Consider the following 14639-nt stretch of genomic DNA (forward strand, 5'->3'; position numbering starts at 1 on the left):
CACTATGAACGGACACCCATGCCTTCCCCCTCCGGACCGCACGCCCTGCCCGCCGCGAACCCCGCGCACACGGCCGCGAAATACGCATCCATCGGCTCGCCGTACTTCGGCATCATGCTGGCCTTTATGGCCGTGGTGCTGATCCTCTCCAACATTGGTGCGGCCAAGGGGGTGGCGATCGGCCCGATCATTACCGACGGCGGCTTCTTCCTTTTCCCGCTGGCCTACATCCTGGGCGATGTCATCAGCGAGGTTTATGGCTTCAAGGTGGCACGCAAGGCCATTTTCACCACGTTCGCACTCTCCGTGTTCGCCTCAATCTGCTACTGGGTGATCATCGCCCTGCCCGGCTTCGACGACGAGTTCGGCGCAAGCAAGCAGGCGGCCCTGGAGGGTGCCCTGGGCCCGGTTCCGCAGATTGTCCTGGCGTCACTTCTGGCGTTTCTGGCCGGTCAGACCATCAACTCCTGGATCCTGGTGAAGATGAAAGCCCGTTCCGGGGAGAAGTCCCTGTGGGCACGGCTGATGGGTTCCTCGGGCGCTGGCGAGTTCGTGGACACCCTGATCTTCTGCAGCATCGCCGCCTCCGTCATCGGCATCACCGACTTCGGCATGTTTGTGAACTACGTGGTGGTCGGCTTTGTCTACAAGACCCTCGTGGAGTTCCTGTTTGTTCCCGTGACGTCCCTGGTGATCGGCTGGATCAAGAGGCGCGAACCGAGCTACGGCGTCCCGAGCGCTGACGTGACGGACGCCGCGGTGACCGGCGCCGCGTAGCTGCCGCCCGGCGTCGTACTTTTAGCCGCATCGGGGAGCAACTGATGGGGTGCGGCGTTAGCCCTTCAGCGTCCCGTCGAGGAGTGCGCGGAGTTCGGTGAAGTGCCGTTCTGTGGCCTCGGCGTGGAACATGGAAGTGTCCGCCATCGTGTAGCCGTGCGGTGCTCCGGCATAGACCCCGTTGGAAGCCTCCAGCCCTGCAGCATCGAGCGCAGCCCCCAAGCGGGCGACGGCGGCCGGATCCATGCTCTGGTCGTGGTCGGCATGGCCGAAAACGAACCGTGCCTTCGCGTTGGAGAGTCCCAGGTGCGGGCTGTCCGGGGCGTCGCTCGCGAGCCCGCCGCCGTGGAAGCCGCCGCACGCGGCCACCACCTCCGGGTGGGCGGTGGCGGTACGCACCGCGAGCCGGGCGCCCATGCAGTAGCCGAAGGTGCCGATCGGACCCGCCGCGACGCCGTCGAGCGCTGCCAGTGCCTCAACCCACGCATCAATGTCCGGCAGCGCCTTGTCAGTGGTGAGGTGCCCAACCCGCGGGAACGCTGCCTTGCCGGCGGCGGCGCGGCCCTCCGGAGTGGTCATGTCCAGGCCCGGTGCGAGTTCCGCCGCGGTCCCGTCCCGGTAGAAAACGTTCGGCGCCAGGACCACGTAGCCCCAGTCGGCGATGCGCTGCGCCATGTCCTCGATGCGCGGACGCAGGCCGAAGGCGTCCATGTACAGGATGACGCCCGGGAACGGGCCGGTACCGGTGGACGGGCGGGCGACGAGGGCTTCGGCGGGGCCTGCTGCGGCCGGGATCTCAATGAGCATTTGGTCAGGATAGCCGAGGCAACCGGGAACAGCGCTCAGGAGTAGTACTGCGCCAGGGTCTCGGCCTTGAACTCGAAGAAGGTGCCGGCCTCGATGGCCAGCCGGGCATCGTCCACCATCTTCACCACAAAGCGTTCGTTGTGGATGGAGATCAGCGTGGCGGAGAGCATCTCCTTGGCCTTGAACAAATGGTGGATGTAGGCGCGCGAGTAGTTGGCGCACGCGTAGCAGTCGCAGCCGTCCTGCAGCGGACCGAAGTCGCGCTTGTACTTGGCGCCGGAGAGGTTGTACCGGCCGGTGGGCGTGTAAAACGCGGAGTTCCGGGCCACCCGGGTGGGGGAGACACAGTCGAAGGTGTCAGCGCCGTTCTCGATCGCGGTGAAGATGTCGTCCGGCTCGGAGATGCCCAGGAGGTGCCGTGGCTTGTCCTCCGGCAGTTCCTCGTTGCACCAGCGAACAATCGTGCCCAGGTTCTCCTTCTCCAGCGCCCCGCCGATGCCGTAGCCGTCGAAGTTCATTGCGCCGAGGTCCTGGCATGCTTTTCGGCGGAGGTCCTCATACTGGGCGCCCTGGATGACGCCGAACAGGGCCTGGTAAGGCTTTCCCTCCCGGGAAGCGGTCAGCCGGAAGTGCTCGTCCAGGCACCGCAGCGCCCAGAGCCGCGTCCGTTCCAGCGATTCCTCCTGGTAGCCGCGGGAGTTCTGCAGGGTGGTCAGCTCGTCGAAGGCGAACATGATGTCCGCGCCGATCTGGTGCTGGACCTGCATGGAGATTTCGGGGGAGAACCGGTGGCGGTCGCCGTTGAGGTGGGACTTGAACCAGACGCCGTCGTCGTCAATGTGGGCCAGGCGTTCCTTGCCGGGGGCCACGGCGTCGTCGGGGCCGGACTGGTCCACCGATTTCATATCGATCACCTTTTTGAACCCGGACCCCAGGCTCATCACCTGGAATCCGCCGGAGTCCGTGAACGTGGGCCCGGACCAGTTCATAAACGCGCCCAGTCCGCCGGCCTCGTCCAGGATGTCCGCGCCCGGCTGGAGGTACAGGTGGTAGGCGTTGGCCAGCAGCGCCTGCGCCCCGAGCTCCGCCATGGATTCGGGCAGCACCGACTTGACGGTGGCTTTGGTTCCGACGGCGATGAAGGCCGGGGTGCGGATCTCGCCGTGCGGGGTGGTGATGGTGCCGGTGCGGCCCAGGAACTCGCCGCCGTTCTCAGCGAGCTGGGCGGCCGTCGGCGCACAGCTTTCGGCCAGGCGGGTGCCTACGGTGAAGGAGAACTGGGACTGAGTTGCGGCGGACTGACCCCTAAAGGCTGCGCCAGCGGTGGCGGCCACGGAGTCAGCGGGCTTGGAGTCAGCGGGCAGGGCGAAGGCGGGGTTGGCTGGCACGGTTCCAGTGTGCCAGCAAAGAGCGCCGAACCCTCAGCGGGCCGCCTTCTGTGTGGGGTAGTTCTCAGTCCGCCAGCCGTCCCACGACGAGCGGATGGAGTCCAGTTTGTGGGCACCGAGGTCATAGGTCGAGGCAATCACTATGGCGCCGCCGTCGGGCCTGATCTCCTCGATGACAGGCTGGTCCGCCACGATCAGCAGGCCGTCCCCGTGCTCGGCGTAGCCGTGGACGGTGAGCCCCACCTGGTGGTTGCTGCGGTACCAGACCTTGCCGGCGAGCTCCTCGCCGGTGGCCAGCGTCAGCTGGTACGGTTCGCCGGGCTTGGGAACATCGGACAGCCCCAGCTTCTCGATCGCGGAACCCGATCCGCCCGGGACTTCGAAGAACAGGGTGCGCCGGTTGCCGTGCGGGTGGTGTTCCAGTGCGAACCGCAACTGCTGGAGGAACGTCAGCCAGCCCTGGGTGATGTCCTCGTCCCACGCGGCCCACTCGGAATTGTGGTCCAGGGCCGACCGGGTGACACTGACCAACGTCCCGCCGGACACCGGCTTGAGGTCAAAGACGTCTCCGCCGTTAGTGGTCAGGCTCGTATGGTCCGGGGCCTCGACGACGCCTTTGCCGAAGTAGATCTGGTTGATTTCGGCCTCCAGCTCGTCAGCCTCCCAGCCGTGCCACTGGGCCACCTTGGCGGGTTCGCGCAGCATGATCCAGACCTGCGGCGCATCAGCATTAACGACCACGCTCAGATTGTTCGTCATAGCCCGAATGTACAGCGCCGGCGCAGCCCCGGGCTAGGGGGCATTTGGTTCAGGCGCGGACGGCTTCGAGTTCGTTGCTGATGCGGCGCTGCAGTTCGCCGATGCCGATCGTTTCGGACCCGCCGTGGGCACGCAGGAAGAGCAGCGACTCCAGGCGCAGCAGCCGCCACTCCCGCTCGGCCTCGTGGTTGGAGTTATCGATCGAGCGGAAAATCTCTTTGTCGTACAGGTTGGGTTCGTTCAGGGAACGCTGGCGCACTTTGGCGTTCATGCGCGCCTTGAAGGGGTCCGTTTCCTGGTTCTCCGGCGTACGCAGCAGCTTTTCGTAGACCTCGGCGCGGTCTTCCTGCCGGTCCTCACGGCAGATGTAGCTGGACAGTGCGAGGGAGGCCTCCACCGAAGCCCACCGGCCCGGGTTGCCGTCGAACGGCAGGACGTTGAGCAGGTCCGCTACCGCCAGCGCGCCCTCAGGGTCCTTGAGTGTGACAAACAGTTCGTGGGCGAGGTCGCTGAGGTCCTTCAGGCAGCTGCCGGACTTGAAGTTGATTCCCTTGGCCAGCTTGTCCGCCAGCAGCAGCACCCCCACGGCGTCCGGGTGGGCTTCTGCGGCAGCCTCCACCACAGCCTCCGGGGTGCCCTGCGGCTCCGGAATACGCGCGAGCTCCCCCGCAGAGGGGCCACTCACCGCGGGCGGGATGGCAGGCTGGGGAGGTACGACGACGGCGGGTGCTGCAGGTGCGGCCTCCCCGGCTACCGGGGGCTGCTTTCCGGGCTGTTCCTCGCCGTGCGTTTGCGTGTCCTCGTCAGTCACCGCGCCTCCGGGCGCTTCCGCTGAGGTTCTTTCCCCTCCGGGACCTTGCGCTGCCGCCGGAAGCAGGGTGACGCCGTCGGCCGCCGCCTCAACGGCGACATTGCTGACGGAGGTGTCCAGAATCCTGACAGTGGAGCCGGCCGCGATGCGGATGGTGCCGCCGCCGGTCAGGTTTGCCAGGACCAGGGCAGGCGCGCCAAAATCGTCTGACTCAAGTTCCACACGCTGGATTTCGGCGGTGCGCCAACCATCGGGCAGGAGGAGCTGATCGCCGGAAGTCAGAGATCCAGCCTGCTGTTCGCTGTAGTGTCGTGCGGCTGGGGTTTCGGTCATGTGGGTCCTTAAATTCTCTTGCGGTCCGCCCTACAGTCTACAAAGCAGGGCGCGCCAAGTCCGGGACGCCGGGGATCCCGCGGGCGTCAGAAGCCCACTCCGGCAAAGGCCAGCGCCTGCCGGACCAGGGCGCCGCGGCCGCCGCTGAATTCGAGCTGCACGCCGGGGCTGAGCACTTCCTCGGGGGTCATCCAGGTCAGTTCCAAGGCGTCCTGGCGGGGCTCGCATTCGCCTGTCACGGGGATGACGTAGGCCAAGGACACGGCGTGTTGGCGGTCGTCGGTGAAGCCGGTGTGGGACGGAGCGGGGAAGTATTCGGCCACCGTGAAGGGCACCGGGCTGATGGGGAGCTGCGGAAACGCGAGCGGGCCCAGGTCCTTCTCCATGTGGCGCAGAAGCGCGCCACGGATGGTCTCCCGGTAGATCACCCGGCCGGACACCAGCGACCGGATCATGTTGCCGTCTTCATCGGCCTGCAGCAGCGTGCCAACCTCGTTCACGAACCCCAGGGGATCCAGCCTGACCGGAACGGCCTCCACGTAGATCATGGGAAGCCTCCCGCGGGCCTCGAAGAGGTCTTCCTCGGAGAGCCAGCCGGGATTGGGGTCAGGAGTGCGAACATTCATGGTTAAGTTCTACCCCATCGACACGTGCCGGCCGGCGAGGGGTGAGCTCTCAGCGTAAACCGGCGCGTTTGGCGCCGGGATGTCACCGGTCAGCTGGCTTATGCGAGATCCAGAGAGTAGGAGGGGCATGCTGGGCGGATCCGGGGGCGTCCGGGTTGGCCACGTGCAGGGTCCGGCCGAAGGCCTCCTCCGTTTCGGTGACCTCAATGCCCGCCGCCGTGAGCCGGGCGCGTAAGGCGCCAAGATCGCCGTCGTACTCAAATCCCAGGCCTGAGCGGGGGCCGCCCGATGCAGGGCGGACCATCAGCACGCCGCCGTTCTTCGCGGTAAAGTCCGCCGTTTCATCGGCGTCCGGAACCGGACGGAACCTGGCACCGATGTCCTGCAGCGTCATGGCGGCCGCGCCGGGATCGGTGGTGAACCAGACGCCGACGACCGTTAGGGCAGGGTCTGCGTCAGCGCAGTTCGCACCGTGGGCGGCCTTGTCCGCCAGGAAGCTGAAGCCGTCAACGCCGGTGATGCGGCACGACTCGCCGTGGTCCGCAGTGATGAGTTCCGCGGTGGTCTTCCCGGACTCCTCCGCAGCCAGGCCGGTGCGCCGGGCAAACTCGGTTAGGTCGCCCACCTCGACGCCCAGGGCTGTGGTGCCGTCCTCCGGCCCCTCCGCAGTGGTGTGCAGGGCGAGCCGACCGGAGCCGGCGTCGAACTCCCGCCACGGGCCCTGATCAACTGTCTTTGCCAGGCCCAAGGCGACCAGGAGTTCTTCCCACTTTTCCGGGCGGGAGGTGAAATGGACGGGCCTGACACGCAGCATGGGTTTCTCCTCGAATCCGGGACAGCGCAACTACCGCCATCATGCCACCTCTTGAAACCACTGGCACCGTGCAGAATAGGGCCATGGCGATTGAACTTGAGGAATTGCTGGTGCCGGATGCGGCCGCGTGGCGGACGTGGCTGGAAGCCAACCACCGCGACAGCCCGGGGGTGTGGCTGGTCCTCCACAAGAAGGGCGGCGGTGTCACCGGGCTCGACTACGACGCCGCGCTCGATGAGGCGCTCTGCTTCGGGTGGATTGACGGCCAGGTCATCAAGCGCGACGCCGGGAGCTACAGCCAGCGCATGACCCGCCGCACCCCCAAGAGTCCCTGGTCAGCACGGAATGTTGGGCATGTTGCCCGGCTGGAAGCCGAAGGCAAGATGACCGATGCGGGGCGTGCCGCCGTCGAAAGTGCCAAGGCAGACGGCCGCTGGGAGAAAGCCTATGGCGGGCAGGCAACCGCAGAGGTCCCGCCGGATCTGGCCGCGGCGATCGCCGCCGTCCCGGCGGCTCAGGCCATGTTTGACGTCCTCACGTCCGTGAACCGGTATGCCCTGATCTATAGGACGAATTCGGTGAAACAGGCAGCCATGCGGGAGCGGAAGATTGCCGGTTTTGTCGAAATGCTGGCCCGCGGCGAGACGCCGTACCCGCAGAAGAGGAAGCCCGCCTGAGCCCTGCCGCCCCGCCCAAGTAGGCCGCCCTGCCCAAGTAAGTCGCGCTAACTGTCGTTTTCAGGGCTCAAAACGACAGTTAGTGCTACCTAGTTGGGGTCAGTCCTCCATGGGGAACGCGACCGCTTCGCCAACCACCCGCAGGCAGAGCTCCATGCCCGGCCGGGCGATGGAGGCGTTCCAGTGCCGGATGGTGATGACCTCGCCGCCACCGGGGTAGCGGTGGTCGCTGCCATCAGCCAGCTCCGGGGGCACGGCGAGTTTGAGCCGGACGGTGGTTTCGGGGCCGAAGTAGTCGGTGTCCACCACCACGCCGCGGATGGGTCCATCCTCGGCGATGCGGATCTGTTCGGGCCGCAACATGAGCTGCACGCGTCCCTGGGACGGCGGCCGGCGGACGGGGATGCCGCCCAGTGAGCACGTGGCCAGGGACCCTTCCATCCACGCGTCGAGGATGACGGCGTCGCCCAGGAATTCGGCCGTGGCGCGGTCGGCGGGGCGGGTGTACACCACAAACGGGTTGCCGATCTGGGCCAGTTTGCCGCCGCGCATCACAGCCACCTGGTCCGCGAAGGACAGCGCTTCTGCCTGGTCGTGGGTGACCAGGATGGTGGTGACGCCGGCTTCGCTCAGCACTTTGGCCACCGCCCGGCGCGTCGCCACCCGGAGGCCTGCATCCAGGGCGGAGAACGGCTCGTCCAGGAGCATCAGTTCGGGTTCACGGGCCAGCGCCCGGGCCAGCGCAACACGCTGCTGCTGGCCGCCGGAAAGTTGGTGCGGGCGCCGTTTGGCCATGGCCGGATCCAGGGACACCATCTCGAGCAGTTCACTGATCCGCCCGGCCACTGCCTGCCGGCCGCCGGCCAGCTTGGCCGGGTCCAGGCCGAAGGCCACGTTCTGGCCCACCGTGAGGTGCGGGAAGAGGGCGCCGTCCTGGGCAACATACCCGACGTGGCGCTTATGGGCGGGGAGCCAGACGCCGTCGCCCGCCACCTTGATGCCGTTCAGCGAGATGCTGCCTGTGGCGGGGTGTTCGAAGCCCGCGATGAGCCGCAGCAGCGTGGTTTTGCCTGAGCCGGAAGGACCCACGATGGCGGTGGTGCCGCCCTTGGCCACGGACAGGTTGACGCCCTTCAGCACAGCCTGGGAACCAAAATTCTTGGTGACATCCGTAATCTGCAGGTGGCTGTTGGTGGAAGGCTCCACGGACGGCGCGATCCGCGGTTCCGGTAGGCGGGAGGGGGATTGTTCGGTCACTGTCCGGCCACTTTCTTGGACTGCTGGAAGAGGAGGTAGGTCATGGGGGCGGAGAGCAGGATCATCAGCAGGGCGTACGGTGCCGCGCCGGCGTAGTCGATTTCGCTGCTCTTGCTCCAGAATTCGGTGGCCAGCGTCCGGGTCCCGTTGGGCGAGAGCAGGAGGGTGGCCGTCAGCTCGTTGGCGATGGCCAGGAACACCAGCGCAGCGCCGCCGGCCGCGGCGGGGGCGGTGAGCCGCAGCGTCACCCGGATGAAGGACTGAAGCGGCGGTTTGCCCAAGGCCTGCGCGGCTTCATCGAGTTCCTTCGGGGCCTGGGACAAACCGGCGCGCAGGTTTACCAGCGCGCGCGGCAGGAACAGCAGGACGTAGGCGGCCACCAGCACCCCGGCGCTCTGGTAGATGCCGGGGACCAACCGGATGCTGACCGTGACAAACGCCAGGCCCACCACAATTCCCGGCAGGGAGCTGGTGACGTAGTTGGAGAGTTCCAAAGACTTGCTGAACCAGCTGGGGTGCCGCACCGCCAGGAAGGCCATCGGAAAGGCCACTACGGTGGTCACCACGGCGCCTGCCAGGCCGTAGCCCAGGGTGGCCAGCAGTGCGGGGAGGAACTCGTGCGCAGCCCAGACCGCCGGACCTCCCGCGGCTACCCACCGCAGGACCAGGAACAGCGGAAGACCGAAAGCCAGCGCCGTCAGGGCAAGGAGGGCGAGCTGGGCGGGCAACTGGTAGACGTGCAGGGGCAGGCGCAAGGCTTTGGCCTGTGCGCCGGAGCCAATCCGGGCATAGCGGGCGCTGCCGCGGCCGCGGACCTCCACCACCAGCAGGATCAGGCAAAAGAACACCAGCACGCTGGCCAGCATGTTGCCCGCCGTACCGTTAAAGGTGGACTGGTACTGGATCATGATCGCCGTGGTGAAGGTGTCGAAGCGGATCATCGCGAAGGCGCCGTATTCGGCCAGCAGGTGCAGGGCCACCAGCAGTGCGCCGCCGGTCATTGCGATGCGCAACTGCGGGAGCACCACCCGGAAGAAGACCCGCCAGTTGCCCAGCCCCAACGCCGCCGCGGACTGTTCGATGGCGGGATCCAGCCGGCTGAGCGTGGCCGCCGCGGGGATGTAGACCAGCGGGAAGTAGGAGAGCGTGGCGATCAAGACGCCGGAGCCAAGCCCTTCCAGGGACGGCACGGCCGATACCCAGGCGTAGCTGTTCACAAACGCGGGAATGGCCAGCGGCGCTGCCAACAGCACCGCCCAGATCCTGTGGCCACCCAGCCGCGTCCGTTCCACCAGCCAGGCACCGCCAACGCCGAGGATGATGCAGAGCGGGACCGTGATCAGCATCAGCAGGATCGTATTGAGCAGCAGCTCGCCTACCCGTGGCCGGAAGATGAGTTCGACGGCGGTGTCCCACCCGGTTGCGGCCGTCATGTAGACGACGTACCCGAGCGGGATCAGGGAGAACATGGCGATCAGGACGGCCAGGATGGACACCGTGGAAACGCCGAGAGGCGGGCGGGGGCGCTTGCCCCGGCCCGCCGTCGTCGTGCCCCCCGCTTTCGGGGGAGCCGATAGATCAGAAGTCACAGAATTACAGGAGTCCTGCCTTGGTCATCAGCTCGGTGACCTTGGCGGAGTTGAGCTTGGCGGGGTCCACGGTGGGAGCCTGCAGGTCCGCGATGGGAACGAGTTTTTCGTTGGCCGGCACGTCGGAGGCGATGGCGTACTCGAACGAGGTGCCGTTCTTGAGGACTTCCTGGCCCTTCTTGCCGGTGACGAACTTCAGGAAGGCCTGCGCCGCCGCTGCGTTCTTGGAGGTCTTCAGCACACCGCCGCCGGACACCGAGACGAACGCGCCCGGGTCCTGGTTCTTGAAGTAGTAGGGCGTGACCTTGTTGGAGTTCTCACCGGTCTTGGCCTGGTCGCCGTAGTAGTAGTAGTGGTAGATCAGCGCGGCATCGATTTCGCCGGCATTTACTGCCTTCATGGCGGTGCTGTTGCCCTTGTAGGCCTTAAAGTTTTCCTTCATGCCCTTGAGCCACTCTTCAGCGGCGGCCTCGCCCTTGAGCTCCACCAGCGCCGCGACGATCGCCTGGAAGTCGGCGCCGGACGGTGAAGCGGCCCACTTGCCCTTCCACTCGGGCTTGGCCAGATCAAGCATGGACTTGGGCAGCTGGTCTTCGCTGATCTTGGTCTTGTCGTAAACCAGGACGGTGGAGCGGGCGGCGATGCCGGTCCACTTGCCGGTGGACGGACGGAACTCCGCTGGCACCTGCTCGATGGTGGCCTTGTCCACGTCGGCGAACAGGCCGGCGTTCTCCACCTGCGCCATTGCGGGGGAGTTTTCGGTGAGGAACACGTCAGCCGGCGAGGCTGCACCCTCCTGGACGATCTGGTTGGACAGCTCGGTGTCCGAACCCTGGCGCATGGTCACCTTGACGCCGGTCTCAGCCGTGAAAGCGTCGACCCATTCCTGGGTGAGGCTTTCGTGCTGGGCGTTGTACACGGTGATTTCGCCGGAGGCGGCGCCGGAAGAAGCGGACGCGGAGCCGGTGGCGGCCGGGGTGGTGGAGCCGCCGCAGGCGGTCAGACCGAGGGCTGCGGTGGCGGCGATTGCAATGCCTGCCAGCGCGCTGTTGCGGATCTTCATTGAGGGCTACTTTCTGGGGAAAAAGTCTGTTGACCCGGGGGTCTTGGGGAGCCGGGGGATCGGTGGCTCACTCGAGAAACTGTAGGTTAGCCAAACCTAAGACTCCAAGCGCTGCGGGCCTTAAGTGATCAGGATCACATGCATTACGACACTGTTGCGTGACCTAATTACTTCAGCTCGAAGCTAGCAGCGGTGCTCATGCCACGCCGCCCATCAGGTGAAGAGGCCCTCGCCTACGAACCCGCCCGGCTGGATGCCCGGCGGAACCGCGGCCAGGGCGGACCCCGTGTGCTTGAGGTATTCCAGGGCCAGCGTGTCCTGCTTTGCCATGGTCAGCTGCATGGGGACGTAGTGCGTGCGCGGATCCCTGACGAAGGCGATGAAGAACAACCCTGCGTCGAGGTGCCCCAGCCCGTCGGAGCCGTCGGTGTAGTTGTAGCCGCGGCGGAGCATCCGCACGCCGTCGTTCTGGTCGGCGTGGGCAAGCCGGACGTGTGAATCCATGCCCATCAGGGGTTCGCCGTCCTTTCCCTGGATGGCGAAATCCGGTGCTGTGAATTCCTTCCCGCCGGAGAGCGGGGCGCCCTCGGACTTGTTCCGCCCGATCAGCTGTTCCTGCTCCCGCAGCGACGTGCGGTCCCAGATCTCGATGTGCATCCGGATCCGGCGTGCCACCAGGTAGCTGCCGCCCTGCATCCAGGCCTCCTGGGGGCGGGAGCCTGCCCCGGCCCAGACATGGTCCTGAAGCAGTGCGGTGTCTTCGGCCTTGAGGTTGTTGGTTCCGTCCTTGAAGCCGAACAGGTTTCGCGGGGTCTGCTGCTCCCGGGACGTGGAGGAGGTGCGGCCGAATCCGAGCTGGGACCATCGGACGCGCACTCTGCCGAATCCGATGCGGGCCAGGTTGCGGATGGCGTGGACGGCCACCTGCGGATCGTCGGCGCAGGCCTGGACGATGATGTCGCCGCCGCTGCGGTTGGGCTGCAGGTCATCGCCCGGGAAGTGGGGCAGGTCGATGAGGGCTTCCGGGCGGCGGCCGGCCAGGCCAAACCGTTCCTTGCCGTCCTTCTCGAAGAGCCCGGCACCGAAACCGAACGTCACGGTGAGCTTCCCGGCGCTCAGGCCCAAGGCCTCACCGGTGTCCTCAGGAGGTGCGTCGTACGCGCCGTTCACGGCCCCGGTGGTGCCTGTTTCCCGGCCTTGGGTCATTGCCTCGGCGGCGGCCGTCCACTCCTTGAGGAGCTGGATGAGGGCGGCGCGGTCCTCCGTGATGACATCGAAGGCGGCCATATGCAGGCGGTCCTGCGCGGCAGTGGTGATCCCGGCCTGGGTTGCCCCGTGAAACGGCACAACATCGCCGGTTCCCGCCGGTGCCGGGGCCGCAACGGCGGCCAGCGTGTCCTGGCTGAGCAGCCCGGCGGCGAGGCCGGCGAGGGCGCCCGCCCCTCCGACGCCCGCCAGGGAGAGCAATCCCCGCCGCGACAGGCGCGACGCCGGAGCCTCCTGGTTGGACAGAGCGGCAGCGGCAGGGGCTTTGGTGGCCGCATCAGAAGGTGACACCGCAGCGGAACCCGCTGCCCCGGCGTCGTGCGCACCGCCCCCGAACGGGCAACCGGTCACAGCACAACAGCCGCGGTGAGGTGGGACAGCGGTTCACCGAGGGCGTCAACGAGGGCTGCCAGCTTCTGGACCTGGTCCTGGCTCAGTTCGTCGTAGTAGACGAAGCCTGCACCGCGGGCGTGCTGCTTTAGTTCGGCCTGGAGGGCGGCAAACTTCGTGTCCAAGGACTTTGCGAGGTCCGGGTTCTTCTGGTCCAGGACGGGACGGAGGTTCTCGAACGCGATCCGGGCGCCGTCAACGTTCGCCTGGAAGTCCCAAAGGTCGGTGTGGGACCAGATCTCTTCCTCGCCGGTGACCTTGCCGGTTGCCACCTCGTCGAGGAGTTCCTTGGCCCCGTTGCCCAGCTTGTCCGCCGTCAGTTCAACGGTCCGGGTGCGGGTGGCCAGGTCCTCGGTGTCCGTTACCAGCTGGGCTGCCAGTGCTTCGCGCTCGGGTGCGGTTAGCGCGGGGAAGCCGGCCGGCGGGAAGAGGTCCTTTTCGGCCCGGTGCCAGCCGGTCCATTCCTCGCCCGGCGCGAGATCGGCTTCGCGGGCGTCCAGCTTGGGATCGAGGTCGCCGAAGGACTCGGCCACGGGTTCGATCCGCTCCCAATGCATGCGGGTTGCGGCGTAGAGTTCACGGGCCTTGGCGGCGTCTCCGGCGGCGTAGGCCGTGGCGAACTCCTTGGTGCCGGTGACGAGTTGCTCGGTCTGGTCCTTGACGTAGGACGCGTACTGGGCGGTGCCCTGGTCCGTGAGCGACTTGAGGTTGGTGTCAACCGCGGGCTTGTCGCCGGACTCGGTGACCTCGAAGCCGGCGCGGATTCCGTCGCCCTGCATGCCCGGTTTGCACGCCGTTGTGTAGTTGCCGGCGGGTGCCGTCACCACGAGATTGCGGGTCAGGCCGGGGCCGATGTTTTCGACCTCGGCGACGATGCGCAGGCCGTCCTCCGCCAGCAGGTAGAACTCGGTGACCTGGGTGCCGTCATTCTGGATGGCGAAAGTGATGTTGCCGCTGTTGGTGGTCTGGCTGGACAGCGTGCAGGCGTCGGCCGTGCTGGTGACCTTGATGGGACCTGCGGCCGCCGCGTTGTTGTCGGTGCAGGCGGCCAGGGTCAGCGGCAGCACGGCGGCGGCAAGGAGGGCAACATAGCCCGAAGTCCGCTTGGGGAAATAGGGCAGGGAGAGGTTGGGCACGGGTGGGTCCTTTGGGGAGTGATGCGATGGGTTGGGGAGTTACGAGACTGCTGCGGAGGCCGTGGCACGGTCCGGGGTGACCATGTGGGCGCGCCGGTTGGAACGGAAATAGAAGTACATAACGGGCGGAACGTAGAGCAGCCACGCGGCGGCTTCGAACCACGTGGTGGCAGGGGAGAAGTTCAGGGTTCCCTTGAGCAGGGTGCCGTACCAGGACGACGGCGGGACGGCAGCCGAGGCGTCGAAGGCCAGGGCGTGGAGCCCGGGGAGGATGCCTGCCTCCTGGAAATCGTGGACCGCATAGGCCAGGACACCACCGGCAATGACGATCAGGGCCGCCCCGCTCCAGGTAAAGAACTTCCCGAGATTGACCTTCAGGGCTCCCCGGTGGAGCAGGTAGCCCAGGACGGCCGCCGTCGCCAGTCCCAGCAGGGCCCCCAGCAGCGGGGAGGTGGAGGAACCGGAGGACTGTGCAGCGGCCCACAGGAAAAGCGCAGTCTCGAGGCCCTCGCGGCCCACAGCCACAGCCGCCACCGCCGCGAGCCCCCAGGCTGTTCCCTCGGACTGCACGTCCACCCGCGAGCGGAGGTCGCTGCCCAGTGTCCGGGCGGTCCTGGCCATCCAGAACACCATCCACGTGACAAGCCCTACGGCCAGCACGGACAGGCTGCCGCCGATGGCCTCCTGGGCTTCGAACGTCAGGCCGCGCGGGCCGTAGGTGAGCAGGGCGCCGAAAGCACAGGAAACAGCGACGGCGAAACCGACGCCCGTCCACATCCGCGGAAGGAGATGCCTGCGGCCGCTTTTGACGAGGTACGCCATCAGCAGCACCACGATCAGGGTCGCCTCGAGGCCTTCGCGGAGGCCAATCAGGTAGTTTGCGGTCATTGCGGGCGGCACCTCAGTTCGTGGCAGCCAAGGTTAGGCTTACCTAAAAATGAAGAGT

The 14639-nt window shown here is 66.7% G+C and carries 14 protein-coding genes; 2 read left to right on the forward strand and 12 right to left on the reverse strand.

The features are described 5' to 3' along the window. Window positions 1-18: 18 nt before the first annotated feature. Window positions 19-777, forward strand: coding sequence for a queuosine precursor transporter (locus AC1MCD_RS02765; RefSeq protein ID WP_498675660.1), 759 nt, complete (start codon window positions 19-21; stop codon window positions 775-777). Window positions 778-834: 57 nt separating this feature from the next. Here the strand turns inward: AC1MCD_RS02765 and AC1MCD_RS02770 are convergent, their stop codons facing one another. The 6 genes from AC1MCD_RS02770 to AC1MCD_RS02795 all read right to left on the reverse strand — a co-directional run bounded on the left by AC1MCD_RS02770 (window position 835) and on the right by AC1MCD_RS02795 (window position 6315). Beyond that, window positions 835-1584, reverse strand: a complete 750-nt coding sequence (locus AC1MCD_RS02770) for a dienelactone hydrolase family protein (RefSeq protein WP_498675663.1) — start codon at window positions 1582-1584, stop codon at window positions 835-837. Between the two features lie 35 nt (window positions 1585-1619). Continuing rightward, window positions 1620-2972 carry a tRNA guanosine(34) transglycosylase Tgt gene (tgt, locus tag AC1MCD_RS02775; protein WP_498675665.1) on the reverse strand — a complete coding sequence of 451 codons (1353 nt, stop codon included), beginning with the start codon at window positions 2970-2972 and terminating at the stop codon, window positions 1620-1622. A 33-nt stretch (window positions 2973-3005) separates the two neighbouring features. Then, window positions 3006-3731, reverse strand: coding sequence for an SRPBCC family protein (locus AC1MCD_RS02780; protein WP_498675667.1), 726 nt, complete (start codon window positions 3729-3731; stop codon window positions 3006-3008). A gap of 49 nt (window positions 3732-3780) precedes the next feature. Further along, on the reverse strand, window positions 3781-4875 hold the full coding sequence (locus AC1MCD_RS02785) for a DUF6707 family protein (protein WP_498675669.1): 1095 nt from the start codon (window positions 4873-4875) through the stop codon (window positions 3781-3783). Window positions 4876-4961: 86 nt separating this feature from the next. After that, window positions 4962-5501: an NUDIX hydrolase family protein gene (locus AC1MCD_RS02790; RefSeq protein WP_164202427.1), complete on the reverse strand. Its 540-nt coding sequence runs from the start codon at window positions 5499-5501 to the stop codon at window positions 4962-4964. Window positions 5502-5583: 82 nt separating this feature from the next. Beyond that, complete coding sequence (locus AC1MCD_RS02795; RefSeq protein WP_498675671.1) at window positions 5584-6315, reverse strand: VOC family protein; 732 nt, start codon at window positions 6313-6315, stop codon at window positions 5584-5586. Between the two features lie 83 nt (window positions 6316-6398). Between AC1MCD_RS02795 and AC1MCD_RS02800 the strand changes: the two genes are divergently transcribed. Beyond that, window positions 6399-6992 carry a YdeI/OmpD-associated family protein gene (locus AC1MCD_RS02800; RefSeq protein WP_498675673.1) on the forward strand — a complete coding sequence of 198 codons (594 nt, stop codon included), beginning with the start codon at window positions 6399-6401 and terminating at the stop codon, window positions 6990-6992. 99 nt (window positions 6993-7091) lie between these two features. Here the strand turns inward: AC1MCD_RS02800 and AC1MCD_RS02805 are convergent, their stop codons facing one another. The 6 genes from AC1MCD_RS02805 to efeU form a co-directional block, all read right to left on the reverse strand. After that, on the reverse strand, window positions 7092-8249 hold the full coding sequence (locus AC1MCD_RS02805) for an ABC transporter ATP-binding protein (RefSeq protein WP_498675675.1): 1158 nt from the start codon (window positions 8247-8249) through the stop codon (window positions 7092-7094). Continuing rightward, complete coding sequence (locus AC1MCD_RS02810; protein WP_498675677.1) at window positions 8246-9838, reverse strand: ABC transporter permease; 1593 nt, start codon at window positions 9836-9838, stop codon at window positions 8246-8248. Before AC1MCD_RS02810 ends, AC1MCD_RS02805 begins: the two co-directional genes overlap by 4 nt. A gap of 4 nt (window positions 9839-9842) precedes the next feature. Further along, on the reverse strand, window positions 9843-10901 hold the full coding sequence (locus AC1MCD_RS02815; RefSeq protein WP_498675679.1) for an iron ABC transporter substrate-binding protein: 1059 nt from the start codon (window positions 10899-10901) through the stop codon (window positions 9843-9845). A gap of 213 nt (window positions 10902-11114) precedes the next feature. Next, window positions 11115-12458 (reverse strand): iron uptake transporter deferrochelatase/peroxidase subunit, encoded by a 1344-nt coding sequence (gene efeB, locus AC1MCD_RS02820; RefSeq protein ID WP_498675680.1) that lies wholly within the window; start codon window positions 12456-12458, stop codon window positions 11115-11117. 56 nt (window positions 12459-12514) lie between these two features. Beyond that, window positions 12515-13693, reverse strand: a complete 1179-nt coding sequence (efeO, locus tag AC1MCD_RS02825; RefSeq protein WP_498675682.1) for an iron uptake system protein EfeO — start codon at window positions 13691-13693, stop codon at window positions 12515-12517. A gap of 39 nt (window positions 13694-13732) precedes the next feature. Continuing rightward, entirely contained in the window at window positions 13733-14581 is an 849-nt protein-coding gene (efeU, locus tag AC1MCD_RS02830; RefSeq protein WP_498675683.1) for an iron uptake transporter permease EfeU, read from the reverse strand. Window positions 14582-14639: the final 58 nt, after the last annotated feature.

The sequence above is a fragment of the Arthrobacter sp. BF1 genome, from assembly GCF_056680215.1.